18 protein-coding genes, 1 pseudogene and 1 CRISPR repeat array are annotated in these 13,610 nt (G+C 66.6%); of the genes and pseudogenes, 12 read left to right on the forward strand and 7 right to left on the reverse strand.

What is annotated here, in order from left to right:
* Positions 1 to 43: 43 nt before the first annotated feature.
* The 3 genes from D458_RS0107940 to D458_RS0107950 all read right to left on the reverse strand — a co-directional run bounded on the left by D458_RS0107940 (position 44) and on the right by D458_RS0107950 (position 3,209).
* Positions 44 to 934, reverse strand: a complete 891-nt coding sequence (locus tag D458_RS0107940; protein ID WP_040702239.1) for a LysR family transcriptional regulator — start codon at positions 932 to 934, stop codon at positions 44 to 46.
* A 60-nt stretch (positions 935 to 994) separates the two neighbouring features.
* Positions 995 to 1,816 carry an alpha/beta fold hydrolase gene (locus D458_RS0107945; protein ID WP_017586198.1) on the reverse strand — a complete coding sequence of 274 codons (822 nt, stop codon included), beginning with the start codon at positions 1,814 to 1,816 and terminating at the stop codon, positions 995 to 997.
* Positions 1,817 to 2,399: 583 nt separating this feature from the next.
* Positions 2,400 to 3,209: a peptidoglycan recognition protein family protein gene (locus tag D458_RS0107950; RefSeq protein WP_017586199.1), complete on the reverse strand. Its 810-nt coding sequence runs from the start codon at positions 3,207 to 3,209 to the stop codon at positions 2,400 to 2,402.
* A 387-nt stretch (positions 3,210 to 3,596) separates the two neighbouring features.
* Between D458_RS0107950 and D458_RS38150 the strand changes: the two are divergent.
* From D458_RS38150 to D458_RS36270, 5 genes and pseudogenes are all read left to right on the forward strand, one after another.
* Positions 3,597 to 3,782, forward strand: a pseudogene (locus D458_RS38150) (transposase); the annotation flags it as partial.
* Positions 3,783 to 3,795: 13 nt separating this feature from the next.
* Positions 3,796 to 4,008: a hypothetical protein gene (locus D458_RS37435; RefSeq protein ID WP_239647916.1), complete on the forward strand. Its 213-nt coding sequence runs from the start codon at positions 3,796 to 3,798 to the stop codon at positions 4,006 to 4,008.
* A 572-nt stretch (positions 4,009 to 4,580) separates the two neighbouring features.
* Positions 4,581 to 4,784 (forward strand): transposase, encoded by a 204-nt coding sequence (locus D458_RS34785; RefSeq protein WP_160168045.1) that lies wholly within the window; start codon positions 4,581 to 4,583, stop codon positions 4,782 to 4,784.
* A gap of 341 nt (positions 4,785 to 5,125) precedes the next feature.
* The gene (locus D458_RS33170) at positions 5,126 to 5,551 is read left to right on the forward strand and encodes a hypothetical protein (RefSeq protein ID WP_017586202.1); all 426 of its coding nucleotides are present in this window, start codon (positions 5,126 to 5,128) and stop codon (positions 5,549 to 5,551) included.
* A gap of 95 nt (positions 5,552 to 5,646) precedes the next feature.
* Complete coding sequence (locus D458_RS36270; protein ID WP_152521079.1) at positions 5,647 to 6,192, forward strand: hypothetical protein; 546 nt, start codon at positions 5,647 to 5,649, stop codon at positions 6,190 to 6,192.
* 91 nt (positions 6,193 to 6,283) lie between these two features.
* Here D458_RS36270 and D458_RS0107970 read toward each other — a convergent pair whose 3' ends face one another.
* A complete protein-coding gene (locus tag D458_RS0107970) occupies positions 6,284 to 6,640 on the reverse strand; it encodes a DUF3817 domain-containing protein (protein ID WP_017586203.1) in 357 nt (118 codons plus the stop codon).
* 278 nt (positions 6,641 to 6,918) lie between these two features.
* Here D458_RS0107970 and D458_RS35360 point away from each other — a divergent pair, with 278 nt between their 5' ends.
* Positions 6,919 to 7,089, forward strand: coding sequence for a hypothetical protein (locus tag D458_RS35360; protein WP_017586204.1), 171 nt, complete (start codon positions 6,919 to 6,921; stop codon positions 7,087 to 7,089).
* 64 nt (positions 7,090 to 7,153) lie between these two features.
* Positions 7,154 to 7,552: a GNAT family N-acetyltransferase gene (locus D458_RS0107980; RefSeq protein ID WP_017586205.1), complete on the forward strand. Its 399-nt coding sequence runs from the start codon at positions 7,154 to 7,156 to the stop codon at positions 7,550 to 7,552.
* A 70-nt stretch (positions 7,553 to 7,622) separates the two neighbouring features.
* On the opposite strand, the gene D458_RS0107985 is transcribed toward D458_RS0107980, so the two are convergent.
* The gene (locus D458_RS0107985) at positions 7,623 to 7,817 is read right to left on the reverse strand and encodes a DUF397 domain-containing protein (protein WP_017586206.1); all 195 of its coding nucleotides are present in this window, start codon (positions 7,815 to 7,817) and stop codon (positions 7,623 to 7,625) included.
* The gene (locus tag D458_RS36275; protein WP_152521080.1) at positions 7,814 to 8,266 is read right to left on the reverse strand and encodes a DUF5753 domain-containing protein; all 453 of its coding nucleotides are present in this window, start codon (positions 8,264 to 8,266) and stop codon (positions 7,814 to 7,816) included. Before D458_RS36275 ends, D458_RS0107985 begins: the two co-directional genes overlap by 4 nt.
* Before the next feature lie 80 nt (positions 8,267 to 8,346).
* Between D458_RS36275 and D458_RS33175 the strand changes: the two genes are divergently transcribed.
* The 4 genes from D458_RS33175 (at position 8,347) to D458_RS0108010 (ending at position 11,866) form a co-directional block, all read left to right on the forward strand.
* A complete protein-coding gene (locus tag D458_RS33175; RefSeq protein ID WP_017586208.1) occupies positions 8,347 to 8,703 on the forward strand; it encodes an ATP-binding protein in 357 nt (118 codons plus the stop codon).
* A gap of 2 nt (positions 8,704 to 8,705) precedes the next feature.
* Positions 8,706 to 8,912 (forward strand): hypothetical protein, encoded by a 207-nt coding sequence (locus D458_RS0108000; RefSeq protein ID WP_017586209.1) that lies wholly within the window; start codon positions 8,706 to 8,708, stop codon positions 8,910 to 8,912.
* 145 nt (positions 8,913 to 9,057) lie between these two features.
* Positions 9,058 to 11,160: a CRISPR direct-repeat array (repeat unit 29 nt; unit sequence GTGAGCCCCGCGCACGCGGGGATGGACCG).
* 120 nt (positions 11,161 to 11,280) lie between these two features.
* Positions 11,281 to 11,658, forward strand: a complete 378-nt coding sequence (locus D458_RS0108005; RefSeq protein ID WP_017586210.1) for a hypothetical protein — start codon at positions 11,281 to 11,283, stop codon at positions 11,656 to 11,658.
* Positions 11,659 to 11,686: 28 nt separating this feature from the next.
* On the forward strand, positions 11,687 to 11,866 hold the full coding sequence (locus tag D458_RS0108010; RefSeq protein WP_017586211.1) for a hypothetical protein: 180 nt from the start codon (positions 11,687 to 11,689) through the stop codon (positions 11,864 to 11,866).
* Between the two features lie 95 nt (positions 11,867 to 11,961).
* Here the strand turns inward: D458_RS0108010 and D458_RS35365 are convergent, their stop codons facing one another.
* Entirely contained in the window at positions 11,962 to 12,534 is a 573-nt protein-coding gene (locus D458_RS35365) for a CGNR zinc finger domain-containing protein (RefSeq protein WP_083936264.1), read from the reverse strand.
* 204 nt (positions 12,535 to 12,738) lie between these two features.
* On the opposite strand from D458_RS35365, the gene D458_RS0108015 reads away from it, so the two are divergent.
* Positions 12,739 to 13,362: a LysE family translocator gene (locus tag D458_RS0108015; RefSeq protein WP_017586212.1), complete on the forward strand. Its 624-nt coding sequence runs from the start codon at positions 12,739 to 12,741 to the stop codon at positions 13,360 to 13,362.
* Positions 13,363 to 13,610 lie beyond the last annotated feature (248 nt).

A 13,610-nucleotide genomic window follows, 5' to 3' on the forward strand; every position in this document is an offset into this window, starting at 1 on the left:
CCCACCGGCGGTAGGCGTGTCCAACATGTGGAAAGCATGGGATTCAGCAGTGGGAGTCATCAATCGGATGTTTCTCTCCGAGGAGGTGGAGGAAGGCGCGTGTGGCCGCGGACGACCGGGCGGCCTCGGGCAGGGCCAGGGCCACCCGCCACCGCGTCGGCCCCGGGAGGGCGACGCTCCGGAGCCCCGCCGCCTGCGGTTTGCGGGTGACCGGACGGGGGACCACCGCCACCCCCATCCCCCGGTGCACCAGGTCCAGGAGCGTGTAGACGTCGTTGACCTCGAGTGCCACGCGCCGGACGATCCCGAAGTCGGCGAAGGCCCGGTCCGCGCAGTCGCGGGCGCCCCACCCGGGGTGCAGGTCGACGTATTCCTCCTCGCTCAGGGCCGAGGGGAGGGCCGCCCCGTCCACCGGGTGGTCGGCCGAGGTCAGGAGCATCAGGGGCTCTTCGGTGATCCGCAGCAGCCGCACACCCTCGCCCGCGTCGAGCGGCCCGGCCACCAGCGTGGCGTCGAGCCGGCCCGCGCGCACGAGGTCCAGCAGCTGACCGGTGGCTGCCTGCTGGAGGTTGATCGCCACCTCGGGGTGGCGTTCCCGGTACTCGTGCAGGAGGGGTGCGGCCTCCACCACGCCCATGCACTGCTCGGTGCCCAGGGACAGGGTTCCCCGGACCCCGTGGTCGTCGGTGACCAGCTCCCGCAGACCGTCGGTGGCGGCCAGGATGCTCTGCGCCTCGGCCAGCAGCAACCGCCCCGTCGGGGTGGGGGAGACCCGGCGGGTGGTGCGCAGCAGCAGTTGCGCGTCGAGGTCGCGTTCCAGGGCGCGGATCGAGGCGGACAGACCGGACTGGGTGATGCCGAGGTACTCGGCGGCCCGGGTGAAGTGCTCCTCCTCGCAGACCGCCACGAAGTGCCTCAGATGTCGTAGCTCCACACCGCGAAGCCTAACCGGGGCCGGCACGCGGCTCGCCGGCCCCGGGGAGACCGGCAGGGCCTACGCCTGGAGGAAGTCGACCAGGGCGGCGGTCAGCTGCGCCGGGGCGTCCAACTGGACGAGGTGGCCGGCGCCCTCGATCGGGCAGGTGCGCAGACCGGGGATCATCGCGGCCAACCGGCGGGAGCGCTCCGGCGGGATCCACGTGTCCTGCTCGCCCCAGGCGAGCAGGACCGGCATGGCGATGTCCGGATACAGCCCCTGGACCTCGTCGGTGTGCGCCTGGTCTGCCTGCTCGATCTGGCGGTAGAACGCCGCCTGCCCCTCGGGGCCGGTCCACGGCTCCACCAGCCGGTCCAGGACCCCGGGCCGCAGGCCCTGCGCGCTGGCCGAACTCACGTACTCGGCCACCAGGGCCCGGTGCAGTGCCGGGGGCAGCTGCTCGAAGACCTCGGTGTGCTCGCCCACCAGGCGGAAGAACGGCGAACCCCACGGGGCCAGCGCCACCGGCGAGACCAGGGCCAGCCGCGAGTACGCGGCCCCGTGCAGCAGGTGCGCGCGCAGTGCCACCGCACCGCCGAAGTCGTGCGCCACCACCCTGGGGCTCCGCAGGCCCCAGTGCGTGAGCAGTTCGGCGAACACCCGCCCCTGAGCGGCCAGGGAGACCGGCTGCCCCGAACGCATCTCCGAGGTCCCATAACCGGGCATGTCCCAGAAGTGGACCCGGTAGCGCGGTGCCAGCGCCGCGGCCACGTCCCGCCACACGAACGAGGAGAACGGGGTGCCGTGCAACAGGACCACGGGTTCCCCCGCACCGACGGCGCCCCAGCGCACCGTCCCCGCGCTCGACGCGAACTCCTCGGTCGGTCCTTGCACGTCCATTCCTGTCCCTCCGTCGCGGCCCGCCCGGCCCCGCACGGGATCGGGCGCACCGATCCTAGCCAGGAGGGCCGACGGTTCCACGGACGGTCGACTGCCGGAGGACGCCACCGCGCTCGTGCGGACGGCTGTCAGGGCATGCGGACCGGCGTGACCAGGGCCGGTGCGCTCCTGATCGGTGTCGGGCCGTTCGGGCGCGGGGTCGGACGGGGCCGCCTCCGCGCGGCTCGGGGAACGGTCACCGCCACCTGTTCTTCCGCGCGGTGTGCGCCGCCTCCGCCCGGTTCGAGTGACAGGAGCGCGATCGACGCGCCCCGGAGCGGGTGCTGGCCCTCGGCACCGGGAGCCGGAGCGTCGCGGCCGTAGGAAGGCCTCCACCCTTGCCGAACCGACGGAGTTTCCGATGGCAGGTGTCACCGAAATCCCCTTCGCCTGGGGGTGCGGATGCCGCCCGGGAAAACTGTGGGGCGGTGCCTTTGACAGCGGGCACCGCCCCTTTTCTTTTGTCGGGCTTTCCTGGCGGGTCGTGAGCGGCGTCGAACGGGGAGACGTCCTCACGGCACCGTGGTCGGGTCAGCCCTCGGGATCAGCGGGTGAAGTCGTCGGCTCCTCGGCCGGGACCGTGGTGGAACTCGCGCCGGGGCTCGTCCTCGGGTACGGGCGGGTAGGTGGGCCGGTCCTCGGCGGGCACCGTGCGGGCGCCGATCTCCAGTCCCTGGGCGAGCATCACACCGGCCACCGCGTTGCGCAGGTCCGGCAGCATCGCGTAGAGCACATCACCCGGGCAGGCGGTGGCGTTGAAGTCCCGGTGCCCGAGGATGGCGCTGTGCGGGTTCAGCCCGTAGGCGCCGCACAGCCAGGCCAGGGTGGCCACCAGCGAGTCGGTCAGGGCCTGGGTGGGCCCCACGTCCATGTAGGTGCCCTCGTTCTCGATACCCACGCAGGTGCTGTTGTTGTTGGCCACGTGCGCGCCCACGCAGTGGCTGCCCTCGCGTACGGCGGGGACGGCGCGGTCACGGCCCTCCATGATGTGGCCGCCGCGGCTGATGGTGAACTGCTGGCCCGCGTCGGCCCAGCCGTTGCTGTCCATGTGGAAGTTCTGGATGGATCTGGACAGGGCGAGGGCGTGCGCGTCGGAGTAGTCGGTGCTGTTCGCGGTCGCGGTGTGGTGCACGACCACGTAGGCGGGCGGGGTCGCCAGGACCTGGACGGGGCTCGACGGGGGGCGGGCGCCCCAGTCGGCGCGAAAGTACATCGGCGGTTCGGCGGCTGCGGCCGTGCCGGTGGCGGCGTGCGCGGTGGAGACACCGAACGCGCCTCCCACGAGCACGGCGCCGGAGGCGGCGGCCGCGCCCTGGAGGAGGGTTCGCCGGTCGGGTCCGTGGTGCTGTGACATGCGGGGAGCCCTTCTGGGTCGGTGGGGGCTGCTTGCCAGTTGCCAACTGAACATGGATCGCTCACCGTGCGCAAAGGGTCACCCGAAAGTTTTCTTTGTCCGACATCGGTCACATGTAAACTTCTTACCCCCCTATCCAGGATGGGGTTCCTGAGGTAGGGGAGTCGTGGTGATTCCCGTGTTGCCTGTGGTTTTCCTGTTCTTCTTCATGGAATGCAGAACGGGCCGCGGATGGTTCCGCGGCCCGTTCGTGTCCCGGTTTTCCGGAAATGCATGCGCCCCTTTTGTTGGCACCTTTCTGATGCCTCAGAGCGTGTTTGAGAAGGGTGGCTAACGGTCCGAACACTTCGCTCTGACCCACCCCCAGGCCCTGTGAGCCAGGCCTTCATGACCGGTGATCCGACTTACCCCTCGGACCTGACCGATGACCACTGGGCCCTGATCGAGCCCCTGCTCCCATCGGCCAACACCGGCGGCCGCCTGGAGAAACACTCCCGCCGCGAGGTGGTCGACGCGATCTTGTACGTGGTACGCACCGGCTGCTCCTGGCGGCACCTGCCCACCGATCTGCCGTCCTGGCAGAACCGTGTACTGGCACTTCACCCGCTGGAAGGAGGCGGGTGTCACCGACCAGATCACCGGCGCTCTGCGCCAACAGGTACGCGCGGCCGCCGACCGCGACCAAGAACCCTCGGCGGGGATCATCGACTCGCAAAGCGTCAAAGGAGCCAACACCGTCCCTGAAACGACACGGGGCTACGACGCGGCCAAGAGGATTGGTTTTGTCGGTGAAAGTTGACAGCGTTTCTCGATCAGTTTCGACAGCACCTGTTTTCAGCTCAGGGCAGTGTCGATGAGTTCTGGGAGCACCCCATGAGTCAGAGCAAACCTTGCCCTTCCTCGATAGTTGCCCACACCGCCGTGCGCGACGTCGCAGGTCAAGGTGGAGCGATCGGAGCGAAGCGAGGACGAACGACCTTGACGTGCGACGATCGACGGCCATACTCGGCGACGAGGAAGGCACCGTCGCTGTCGGAACTCATCGGCACTGTCGGTCACTGACAGCGTCAAGCGCTCTCAGAAGTCATCGACAAGTGCCGTCCGTTCTCACCGACGTAGCCAGAGGATCAACGGCCGCAAGCGGTTCATCGTCACAGACACCCTGGGGCTGCTGCTCATCGTGTGTGATGGCCGCCTCGGCCCAGGACCGCGAGGGGCCGAGACCACGCTGTCGAGCATGTATCTGGCTACGCCGGTGCGGTTCGTGTTCGCCAACGCGGGGTTCGCCGGGCCCCGGTGGCCTGGACAGCGAGGTTACTGGCCACGACGCTGCACATCGCGCGCAAGGACCCCGCTCAGATGGGGTTCGCGGTGATTCAGCCCCGGTGGGTGGTGGAGCGGACCCTGGCCTGGTTGACCTCCCACCGAGGACTGGCCCTGGACTATCAGCGCCAGCCCCAGGTGGCCGAGGAGATGGTGCGCTGGGCCGCGAACGGGCAGATGGCCCGTCGTTTGACCCGCGGCCGCAACGCTACCCACCAGCAGGCATGGACGGGTCAGGGCCCTGTTTCCTGATCCTCCTCAAACAGGCTCGCAGCCTGCTCCTGTTGATCGTTCGGCAACTTGGCCTAACTCCCTTTGCACTTACCTGCATAGACCATGGAACGGAGGTTGAGCTTCGCACCTGGGGCCAGATGTGGCCACGCAGGTTTTATGCGAGCAGCAATGGAAATAAAAATAAAATTTTCCTGAATTGACCAGCTGGAAATCCAAAAAGGAGCGCAGTCGGCTTGACCAGGCATTATGGGGTGAATGCCTTTCATGTTGACTGTGTGGCGCTATGCATGCAAGGGTTGGGATGACTTCCAAAGGAGCCAAATGCCAATCGGAGGATCAGCTTGAAACGTTTTATTGGCATGTTGACAGTCGCGTTCTCAGCGGTCATTGCGGTTCTGACCATGGCGGCGCCCGCCTCAGCGGACCCAGGCCAGTACGCCTCTGTTGAAATTGTCATTCTGGAAAGCGGAGAGATGGTTGAGAAGAGCGAGTACGAGACTCTCGACTACGACGAAGGATACCTTACCAACGGCACCCTTTCGGTTTATACTCAGTACTGTGATATCGTGACGGTGGATTTCTACAAGTCTGGCGGGTATGAGATCAGGGCGTCGCTCGGATATGTTTCCGGAATCAAGGCGCCGAACGCTGCATATGAGACCATGAACACTGGGGACCGAATCACAGAGACCTGGAATAACCAGAATCTCAGCGGTGACGTGATCGGGGCGATGACTGTGACTGGTCAGCGAACCTTCTACACGCCGGCAGTGCGCTGCGACTAGCCTTAGCGGGGGTACTTTAGCTACCCTGCTGCGACCGAGGGTCGATAGCGTCCGGGCCTTGGCTGCCTGGGCGCTTTGTCGTATAAAGGAAGACAATGACGGAGCTCACTGACAGCGTAAACACATTTTATTTCGTCCCCCTATTTATTGTGGCATGCGGATTTGTATCCGCCTTCTGGGGCCTCGCGTACCGCTTGAGGGGTGACATGAGACCCAGAACGGCGTATGCCCTGGTGGGATTCATGCTAGTGGGCTACTTTATTGCTGCAATTCGCCCGTGGTTCGGATGGATGGAGATTGGCAATTATCCTCCTCGCATCATCCTTGGCATAGAGGAGGCGCTTTCATTTAGTGGCGCTACAGAAGAATCCATTGTCTATGGAACTCTTTTTTTGCCAGTGGGCATCCTTGCTTCTTCCGTCCTGAAAGATTACAAGGCGTGGGGGTTGATTGTCCTTGGGTTCCCTCTGGGTATCGAGATTGCTCAGGCGCTCTTTGGCACAGGAAGGCCAGCTAGCATGCTCGATTATGTTTCGGCCAGCGCTGGCATCTTTCTCGGAATTGCCATATCATTTACCACAGGAGTGGCGGCACAGAGAATCATAGGCCACTCGAATGCTATTCAGTCAGAACATGTTTGAGCTTGCACCTGTGCATGCCAGGGACGAGCGAAGGCCCCTCACCTTCTGACCCTTCTCAAACACGCTCTCAGAGGAGAAAGGGGGAGTGGTCTCAGGCGACCTTCCGGGGCTCTTTCCCGTCCTGGTCCGCGTGCTCGGTCGGCGGGGTCAGGCGCCCGGTGCGGTGCAGCCACCAGTCGGCGGGCAGGGTGCCCAGGGGCGGGATGGAGGCGGCCAGCGCGACCAGGGTCGGCCACACGCCCCAGCGCAGCCGGTAGGCGGCGACCAGGGTCACCAGCACGTACACCATGAACGCTCCGCCGTGCAGCGGCCCGAAGACCTGCACACCCAGCTCACTGCCGTTGCCGAGGTACTTGAAGTACATGCCGACGAGAAGGCCGGCCCAGGTGAAGGCCTCGAAGACGGCCACCACTCGGAAGGATCGGGCGGTCAGGGTCGTGATGCTCAACGGGGTTCCTCGGGTTCGTCGTCGCTGTTCAGGAGGTGGCCGCGGGATCCTCTCCCGGACTCCGATCAGGCTAGGCCACCTTTTCCGAAGGTCGCTCCCGGGTGGCGCCGAAGGGCTTCTCCCGGGCGGGGGCCGGTCGGCCCCGTTCTTCGTGAACCGGTTCTGAGCTGGAGAGATGCCGTCGCTCTGGGTGTCGGCGGCCTTCCTGTTCCTGGACCGGCTGCGCGGACGGGTCAACTCGGTGTGGACCGCCCAGGCCACCATCGGAGATTCCGCCGGTGCGCTCACCCTCGGCGGACTGGCGCCCCTCACTCGGTGCGGCCGGCGCGCTCACCGTCGTCGGTACCCTCGCGGTGGCCTTCGCCGGACTGTGCACCGTCCAGGTACTGCGGGAACCCGCCGTTTCGCCGGGCGAACCGGCTTCCGGGGGACAGCTGAACCAGCAGTGACCGTGGGTGGCAACGGTGTGCCCGGAGGACACGCCTGTCGGAAGGCGGTGAATAGGCTCCCCGTATGCACGAGGAGATCCGGCTGCGGTTCCCCGTCGACGACGAGGAACTGTCCCGCCTGCACGCCGACGCCTTCGCCCACGAGTTCGACCTGGTCCCCTGGTCCGAGAGGTTGGAGCGCCACAGCCGATCCTGGGCGGGGGCGTTCGTCCGGGGGCGGCTCGTCGGCTTCGTGCACGCGGTGTGGGACGGAGGGAAGCACGCGTTTCTCCTGGACACCGCGGTGGCCCCGGACATGAGGGACCCGGGCGTGGGCGGGCGGGTCGTCACCGCACTGCTGGAGGACCTGCGGGGATTAGGTATTGAGTGGGTGCACGTCGACTACGAGCCCCATCTCGAAGCGTTCTACCGGCAGGCCTGCGGCTTCGGCCCGACACGGGCGGGCCTGCTCAGGCTCACCTGAGGTCTCTCTGCAGGCGAACCCCGGGCCGTGGAAACGGCCCCGGGGCTCGAAGAGTGAGATGGGGGAGGGGTCAGCCGGTGTGTGGAGCCTTCACGGAGGAGAGGAAGGCGTTCCAGCCACCAGAGGCGAACGCCAGGTGCCCCAGCTCGGGCTGCTTGGAGTCCCGCACCAGTGTCTTCGACGAAGCCTCGGCAACCTCTACGCAGTCTTTGCCGCCACCGCTGTAGCTGCTCTTCCGCCAACGGTCGGACTCGACGTCACTCACCCGTAACTCTCCTCAGCTAGCTTCTCGATCAGCGCCTGGGACTCTGTGGGGTTCAGCGCTGCATCGGAGGTATGCGCGGCACACACCTTATACCGGGCCGGATCGCCGGGATCCTCCACGTACACATCACCGAAAAGCCCTTCCTGGTAAGCGACAGGAGTGTCTTCTGCGTCAGGGAACTCGAAGAGAGTGAACTGTCCCCATTGGCCCATGTACAGGCCGGCGTCCAAGGGGATGATCCGAATGGTGATATTCGGACGTTTTGCCAGATCAACGAGTCGCGCCAGCTGATGCTTCTGAGCTGTTTCCGGCTGGACTCCTCGACGCAGAGCGATCTCGTCCAGTACCGCGAACACCTGTGGTGGTTCCTTCCGAGCAAGGATTCCTTGGCGTTCCATCCTTGCGGTCACCTGACGCTCGACTTCCTCCGTGGTGGCCTCGGGGACCATGGTGCGGATGACGATCCGCGCATATTCCTCTGAACCTGCGGCCCACGGCAGCTCGGATACCCGCGCCCATCACCGAGGACGTGCTGCTCATCACCAGCGAGATCACCACGAACGCCCTGCTCCACTCGCTCTCGGCGGGCCGGCGCGGGGCGTTCGTCGTTTCCGCGTTCTTCTACACCCACTGCCTGCGCGTTTCTGTCCGTAGCGTCAGTGCTGCCCGAACCCGCGCACCCCACCTGCGCGTGCTCCCGGTCAGCCCCGATGCCGAACACGGTCGCGGTCTCCTCCTGGTCAACGCCCTCGCCAGTACCTGGGGCAGCGAGCCCACCCGCAACGGCCCCGCCGTCTACTTCACCCTCGACTGGGAGCCCTCGGAACCGTCGCCCAAACCCCGGCCTCTGACCGCTTTCACCCGCTTGCCCCACCGGCAGGGATGAGCATGGTCGGTTACAGCGTCTTCCCCAGTCACGAGATCCAGCAGCTCCGCAAGGAGTTCCCGCACCACCTGATCTGCGAACTCCACAACCACCACGGCCAGCCGGTGTTCGTGGCGACCCTGCTCCGCCGTAGCTGCCCGTGCCCGCCGGACCTAGTCACCGCGTCCACGCCCACTGCTCTGCGCGAGGCCCTCGCCTCCATCCGTTGACAGCAAGGGCCGGGCAGCATTACCCCTGTCCGGCCTACTACGGCCCTCTATCATGTGATTCAGTGCAGGATCGAGGTCTCGGAAACCGTGGCCTGAGGCTAGGTTGCGGCAAGATAACGGCCCGCATCGTTGCAGGTCGTTAAGTGTGAGCCCCGCGCACGCGGGGATGGACCCGCGCCCGCTCGGGGTCCATCGTGTGCCGGTTCGTGAGCCCCGCGCACGCGGGGATGGACCGACCGGTGATCGCAGATACCTGCGCACATCCGCGTGAGCCCCGCGCACGCGGGGATGGACCGGGCCGGGAGTGGAGTCCCGGCCCGCAGTCATCGTGAGCCCCGCGCACGCGGGGATGGACCGGACGTGCGCGGCCAGCTGGACACCGTGGCCGCGTGAGCCCCGCGCACGCGGGGATGGACCGATCTCGGTGCGCCGCATGGTGTTGCTGGTGGTGTGAGCCCCGCGCACGCGGGGATGGACCGGCCCAACGGCCCCAGGCCCCGACGAGTCGACCGTGAGCCCCGCGCACGCGGGGATGGACCGTGGCATGTCCATGACAAATTGGAATGAGTGGGGTGAGCCCCGCGCACGCGGGGATGGACCGCCAACGCCTCATGACCTCTCGCCCGATCGGCTGTGAGCCCCGCGCACGCGGGGATGGACCGGTGGCGTTGGGGTCGGCTTTGAGTATCTGGTAGTGAGCCCCGCGCACGCGGGGATGGACCGAGCCAGGGTGTGGGAGCGGTAGCGCGCGGCCAGTGAGCCCCGCGCACGCGGGGATGGACCGCACGTCTCCGTCGTCGTTCTCCTCCAGGCCCTGTGAGCCCCGCGCACGCGGGGATGGACCGCACCGGCCTCGCGGGCGGCCGTGATCCGGTCGGTGAGCCCCGCGCACGCGGGGATGGACCGGCCGACACCGATTCCGCCTGGGTCCAGCCCTAGTGAGCCCCGCGCACGCGGGGATGGACCGGAGCATCGAGCGGGCGATGATGCTGGTGGAGGGTGAGCCCCGCGCACGCGGGGATGGACCCACGGCGGGGTCGGGGCGGCGGCCGCCGCGTCCGTGAGCCCCGCGCACGCGGGGATGGACCGTACGCCAGCGACGGATCACCCCCGGCCAGACCCGTGAGCCCCGCGCACGCGGGGATGGACCGGAGACGCGCTTGATGACCTCGCCGCCCGTCGCGTGAGCCCCGCGCACGCGGGGATGGACCTGCCCCGTACCGTCTCGTGACTGCTGACCACCGGTGAGCCCCGCGCACGCGGGGATGGACCGGCGCTGCCACTGGAACCGGCCCTCGGAGAACAGTGAGCCCCGCGCACGCGGGGATGGACCGAACCGGCACACGATGGACCCCGAGCGGGCGCGGTGAGCCCCGCGCACGCGGGGATGGACCGGCACCACCCGAGTGCAGGTGTGGCCCGTCGCCGTGAGCCCCGCGCACGCGGGGATGGACCGGACTTCTTCGGGTTCTCCGCGAACACGCTCGTGTGAGCCCCGCGCACGCGGGGATGGACCGGAGATCCCGGCGAACCTCTCCCTGTGAGTCCGGTGAGCCCCGCGCACGCGGGGATGGACCGGCCCGCTTCGCGCTCATCATCGCGCCCATCGGTGAGCCCCGCGCACGCGGGGATGGACCGTACACGACCGGCCGCGCCGGGGACCTCGCCCAGTGAGCCCCGCGCACGCGGGGATGGACCGGGGGGAGGGTCATGACCACCACCCAAACCGAAGTGAGCCCCGCGCACGCGGGGATGGACCGGCCGCTACAGCGGCGCCTGGTCGCGCCAGCGGGTGAGCCCCGCGCACGCGGGGATGGACCGGTGTCCCTGTCCGCCCAGGACGCGGAGCTGATGTGAGCCCCGCGCACGCGGGGATGGACCGGGCATGGGCGCCATCAGCGGCAACGTCTACGTGTGAGCCGCGCGCACGCGGGGATGGACCGGGCATGGGCGCCATCAGCGGCAACGTCTACGTGTGAGCCCCGCGCACGCGGGGATGGACCGATCCGCCGCGTCAAGGAGCTGCACGCCCAGGGGTGAGCCCCGCGCACGCGGGGATGGACCGGAGCCGTTCGAGCTCGACCTCGACGACGAACGGTGAGCCCCGCGCACGCGGGGATGGACCGAGCAAGGGAGCGCGCGCTGTGACGGACCGCTAGTGAGCCCCGCGCACGCGGGGATGGACCGAAGAAGACCAGCCCCACGCCCAAGCGCGACCAGTGAGCCCCCCGCGCGCGGGGATGGACCGCGTTACGGGAAAGCGAGCCTTGGTCTGCCAGAGTGAGCCTTGCGGACAGGCGACCCCGGTCGAAGCACGTTGAGGTTCATTCGCGAAGGTGGTGCGATACGGAAGCGGCGGTGGTTGCAGATGCCTCAGGTTGCGGAGTGCTTTGCCCTGGATCTCGTCGAGAGATTTCCACTGCTCGGGCAGAACATCGATTTCTACTACGACGGCCCGGAGGACTTTCTCGCGCACGTGTTCTTCGGGATTGAAGTGACCCCCGAGGTTGTCGCTGCATATGTCGCGGAGGTCAGCGGTGTACCGGTCGAGGAAAGGCTCAACTGGCGTGGAGTGCTCAGTTTCCTCAACCGCTGCCTGCAGTCCGAAGACAGGGTCATGAGGACCGTGATCGGCACGTCCTTCCTGTTTCAGCTTCCCGCGCCCGGCCAGGAAGGCTATGGCATCGTGGACGAGCTGGACGACGGGCTGGCGCGACTCTTTGAGGTGGCAAGGCCGAACGGCTGACCTCCTGGAGTCCATCCGGGGGCACACCATGAAGATCACCGCAGACCACATCCGCGGCCTGTTCGACGCCCTTGCCACCGACATCCAGGGCCGCAACGCGCCCGTGCTCGTCTTGGACGACGACGGCGGCGGCCCGTGCATCCTCCCTGTGGGTCGGCCCCTGGGTAGTGAGGCTCCGCGTGACCAACGGTCGCCTGGCCCCGCCTGATCGGCGGGCCGGTGGCGGTACCCACCTGATCACGGCGGTGGCCGCCTCATGCCCGGGGGTTCCTCAGGGCGAGCTCTCCGAGCGCGGCTTGAGCATCAAGTTCGAAGAGAGCTGTTGCGCTTGCCGGCGAGGAAGCGCGCCTTCTTCTCGCGATTCCCACACGTGCCCATGTCACACCATTTCCTTGTACGGCTTCGACTGGTGTCGAAGAATGCGGCCCGGCACGTTGGCGATGCACACAAAGCGACCCTTCCGTCACGTTCTCCCGCGATGATGCTGATCGCATCTGCGGCAATGACGCTGAGTGCGTCATCAACAGAAGCGGAACCCAATTGCCATTTCCGCATTCCTTCGGGCGTCAGGATCGCCGATGCCTGACCGTGAGTACTGCAGTCGTTGAGTACTCGGGTGGCTGAAGAGGGAATCGGTTCCTGTTCGGCAACGGCGGTAAGTGCTGCATGAATCGACTCCCTCAGCTCTCGCGCGCGGTCGAGCTGGGGCTGGGCGCAGGAGTCGACCGCGAGCCCATTGGCCGCCAGCCAGTCCGCGAGTCGCAGCGGCACAGGAATGCGTTCCACTGCTTTTCCGCAACGTTCCGTCAGGGTCCCGGTGAAGCTGGTCGCCAGCACGCTGCCATCACGGAAATCAGGGAAAGACATAGCAACCATGGAACCATCATAGAGGGTTCCCTCTGGGGGTGCAAGCATGATAGAACCGCCATAGATGGTTCTATTTCGACTTGGGGAGCTCATGACACCCTCCAAGGTCAGTGCTGGGTTGGTGGCCTCCAGCGGCGGTATCCCAGTATGGAGTGATCACTGTCAGTGCTGCGGAGTTCCCGTACTCCACGTCAGGGCCGGAGGTGTTCGACGATGCTGGATCTGACGGTGCTGCCGGCCTTCATCGCAGCGATCTTGCTCTTTCTTGTTTCGCCCGGTCCTGATATGGCCTACATGATCGCAGTGGGATTCGCAGGTGGCCGACGGGCAGCGGTAAAAGCCATCCTCGGTATCTGCACGGGCATGAGTGTCTACGCCGCCGTCGTCGTGGTGGGGATAGGGGGCATCGCCCAATTGCACCCGCTGGTATTTGACGCAGTGCGGATTTTTGGCGCGGGTTATCTGCTGTGGTTGTCATATGTGACAACACGCAATGCGCGTCGAACGATCGGAAATCATGGCGACCTCAAGGCCGGTGAGTGGTATCTCCGGGGTGTGCTCGTCAGCCTGGCAAACCCGAAGCTCATGTTGTTCTTCCTTGCGGTGCTCCCGCAGTTCACGGGAAGTGCGGATAACTATACTTTGCAGTTGGCGATGCTCGGTGCAGTTGACGTTCTCGTGGAGATGGTTCTTTATGGGGGTGTCGGGGTGCTGGCTGGATCTTTTCATGCGCGCCTTTCCGGTTCGTCAAAAGCGGTGGCTGTGCTGAACTATGCGGCGAGTGCCGTTTATTTTGTGCTGGCGACGGCGATCATTGCTGAGGTCGTCACTGCCTAGTGCTCCAGTCGAACTCGGAGGTCTCGGTGCCACGCCCGCGACGAGTTCTTCGCCGCCGGCCGTGTCGATCCGCAGCCGGTCGGTGATCCTGTTCCGGGTGTCGTCCAGGGGCCTGCATCGGTGGCGTCCGGGCGCGTTCGCCGAGCCTGCCAGGGCAGAGCCCGCATCGCTCCTACTGCGAAAACAGTGCCTGCCGATCGCCTGGGGGAATCGGCCAGTCGGTTCTGCGACGGGTCGAGCACGGACCG

The organism is Nocardiopsis ganjiahuensis DSM 45031 (assembly GCF_000341085.1).
Classification (GTDB): domain Bacteria; phylum Actinomycetota; class Actinomycetes; order Streptosporangiales; family Streptosporangiaceae; genus Nocardiopsis; species Nocardiopsis ganjiahuensis.

Excerpts from the sequence above, each read along its gene's own strand:
- D458_RS0107945 (WP_017586198.1), bottom strand. The coding sequence starts at position 1,816 with ATGGACGTGCAAGGACCGACCGAGGAGTTCGCGTCGAGCGCGGGGACG.
- D458_RS0107950 (WP_017586199.1), bottom strand. The coding sequence starts at position 3,209 with ATGTCACAGCACCACGGACCCGACCGGCGAACCCTCCTCCAGGGCGCG.
- D458_RS33170 (WP_017586202.1), top strand. The coding sequence starts at position 5,126 with ATGTTGACAGTCGCGTTCTCAGCGGTCATTGCGGTTCTGACCATGGCG.
- D458_RS36270 (WP_152521079.1), top strand. The coding sequence starts at position 5,647 with ATGACGGAGCTCACTGACAGCGTAAACACATTTTATTTCGTCCCCCTA.
- D458_RS0107980 (WP_017586205.1), top strand. The coding sequence starts at position 7,154 with ATGCACGAGGAGATCCGGCTGCGGTTCCCCGTCGACGACGAGGAACTG.
- D458_RS36275 (WP_152521080.1), bottom strand. The coding sequence starts at position 8,266 with ATGGTCCCCGAGGCCACCACGGAGGAAGTCGAGCGTCAGGTGACCGCA.
- D458_RS0108000 (WP_017586209.1), top strand. The coding sequence starts at position 8,706 with ATGGTCGGTTACAGCGTCTTCCCCAGTCACGAGATCCAGCAGCTCCGC.
- D458_RS0108005 (WP_017586210.1), top strand. The coding sequence starts at position 11,281 with ATGCCTCAGGTTGCGGAGTGCTTTGCCCTGGATCTCGTCGAGAGATTT.
- D458_RS0108010 (WP_017586211.1), top strand. The coding sequence starts at position 11,687 with ATGAAGATCACCGCAGACCACATCCGCGGCCTGTTCGACGCCCTTGCC.
- D458_RS35365 (WP_083936264.1), bottom strand. The coding sequence starts at position 12,534 with ATGGTTGCTATGTCTTTCCCTGATTTCCGTGATGGCAGCGTGCTGGCG.
- D458_RS0108015 (WP_017586212.1), top strand. The coding sequence starts at position 12,739 with ATGCTGGATCTGACGGTGCTGCCGGCCTTCATCGCAGCGATCTTGCTC.